Genomic DNA, 1603 nt, shown 5'->3' with positions numbered 1-1603 from the left:
CGCGGCCAGCGTCTCGGTGCAGTCGGGCAGCCTCCGCAGCAGAATGGCGACCTCGCGGTCGAAGCTCGGGTGCTCGAGCCAGTGGTAGAGGCAGCGCCGCTTGAGCGCGTCGTGCACCTCCCGCGTCCTGTTGGAGGTCACCACGACCACGGGCGGCGTCGTGGCCCTGACCGTGCCCAGCTCGGGAATCGAGATCGTGAAGTCGGAGAGCACCTCGAGCAGGAACGCCTCGAACTCGTCGTCGGCCCGGTCGATCTCGTCCACCAGCAGCACGCTCGGCTGCGTCTCGATGGCCTTCAGCAGGGGCCGCGCGATCAGGAACCGGCGATCGTAGATCTCGCCCTCCAGCCTGCTCACATCGGTGATCCCGGCGGCCTCTGCGGCTTTGAGGTGGAGGAGCTGGCGGGCGAAGTCCCAGTCGTACAGGGCCTGGGCCGCGTCCAGCCCTTCGTAGCACTGGAGCCTGATGAGCGGCGCGTCGAGCAGCGTGGCGAGCGTCTTGGCCAGCTCCGTCTTCCCGACCCCCGCCTCGCCTTCGAGGAAGAGCGGCCGGCCCATCCTCAACGCCAGGAAGGCGGCCGTCGCCAGCCCTTCGTCGGCCAGGTAGGCGTGCCGGTCGAGCAGCTCGATGAGCTTCTCCGGCGACTCGATGTCCATTGCCCTGATTGTCCGGCGCAGCACCACTTCAGCCTACGTTCTTGCGCAAGGCCCGCCTAATCCTCGCGAGCCTCCCCGCGCTCCCGGATCAGGGCCTCCAGTTCGGCCGTGGCCCGGCGGGCGCGGGACTTCTCCGAGCCCTGGATGCCCATCGCCCCGATGGTGCGCCCGTCCGAGAAGTCGATCCGCGGCCAGGGGTCTCCCACCAGCAGCGTGACCTCCAGGATCTCCGGCCATGTGTAGCGGTGGCTGCGGACGGCGTTGACGATCGTGACGCCCTCGTCGTCCGCCTCCACCCGCACCCGCCCCAGCAGGTGCAGCACGAATGCCACCGCGCAGCCGAACAGCACGATCCCGATCCGGTCGGGCAGCTTGAACGGCTCGGCGATGAAGATCGCCATGATCACCGATCCCAGCACGACCAGGGAGGCGAAGCCGTACGCGACGATCCGCGGCCGGCGGGGCCGCCAGGTGACGGGCAGGACCGGTGGAGGCACGAGCTCTGGCACGAAGGAAACCTATCTCAGCCTAGTGGAGGTCCCTTAGCAGGAGGGCGGTCTCGAGCGCGGCGATGGCCGACTCGTACCCCTTGTCCTCCTTGCTCCCCGGCAGCCCGGAGCGGTCGAGGGCCTGGTCCAGGGTCTCGCAGGTGAGGACGCCGTTGCCGACCGGCGTCTCCTCATCCAGCGAGATCCGGGTCAGGCCCGCGGTCACCGAGTCGCAGACGTAGTCGAAATGGGCGGTCTCGCCCTTGATGACCGCGCCCAGTGCCACCACCGCGTCGCAGCGGCGGGCCAGCGCCTGGGCGACCACCGGGATCTCCAGCGACCCCGGCACCCGCACCACGGTGGCCGTGGCGCCGCTGTCGTCGCAGGCCTGCACGGCCCGCGCCACGAGCTGGTCGGTGATCTTGGCGTGCCAGCTGGCCGCCACCACCCCCACGGTC

At 70.0% G+C, this 1603-nt stretch carries 3 protein-coding genes; all 3 read right to left on the bottom strand.

Annotation, left to right across the window (positions count from 1 at the left end):
• Nucleotides 1-657: MoxR family ATPase (locus tag AB0J09_RS64395; RefSeq protein WP_360714315.1), on the bottom strand; the 657-nt coding region annotated here is incomplete at its 3' end.
• 56 nt (nucleotides 658-713) lie between these two features.
• Nucleotides 714-1166, bottom strand: coding sequence for a PH domain-containing protein (locus tag AB0J09_RS64390; RefSeq protein ID WP_360714313.1), 453 nt, complete (start codon nucleotides 1164-1166; stop codon nucleotides 714-716).
• Nucleotides 1167-1185: 19 nt separating this feature from the next.
• Nucleotides 1186-1599 carry a 6,7-dimethyl-8-ribityllumazine synthase gene (gene ribH, locus AB0J09_RS64385; protein ID WP_360714317.1) on the bottom strand — a complete coding sequence of 138 codons (414 nt, stop codon included), beginning with the start codon at nucleotides 1597-1599 and terminating at the stop codon, nucleotides 1186-1188.
• Between the last annotated feature and the right edge of the window lie 4 nt (nucleotides 1600-1603).

This window comes from Nonomuraea sp. NPDC049784 (genome assembly GCF_040659615.1).
Taxonomy (GTDB): domain Bacteria; phylum Actinomycetota; class Actinomycetes; order Streptosporangiales; family Streptosporangiaceae; genus Nonomuraea.
The sequence above is the reverse complement of the archived record's forward strand: the minus strand, read 5'-3'. Positions and strand labels throughout refer to the sequence as shown.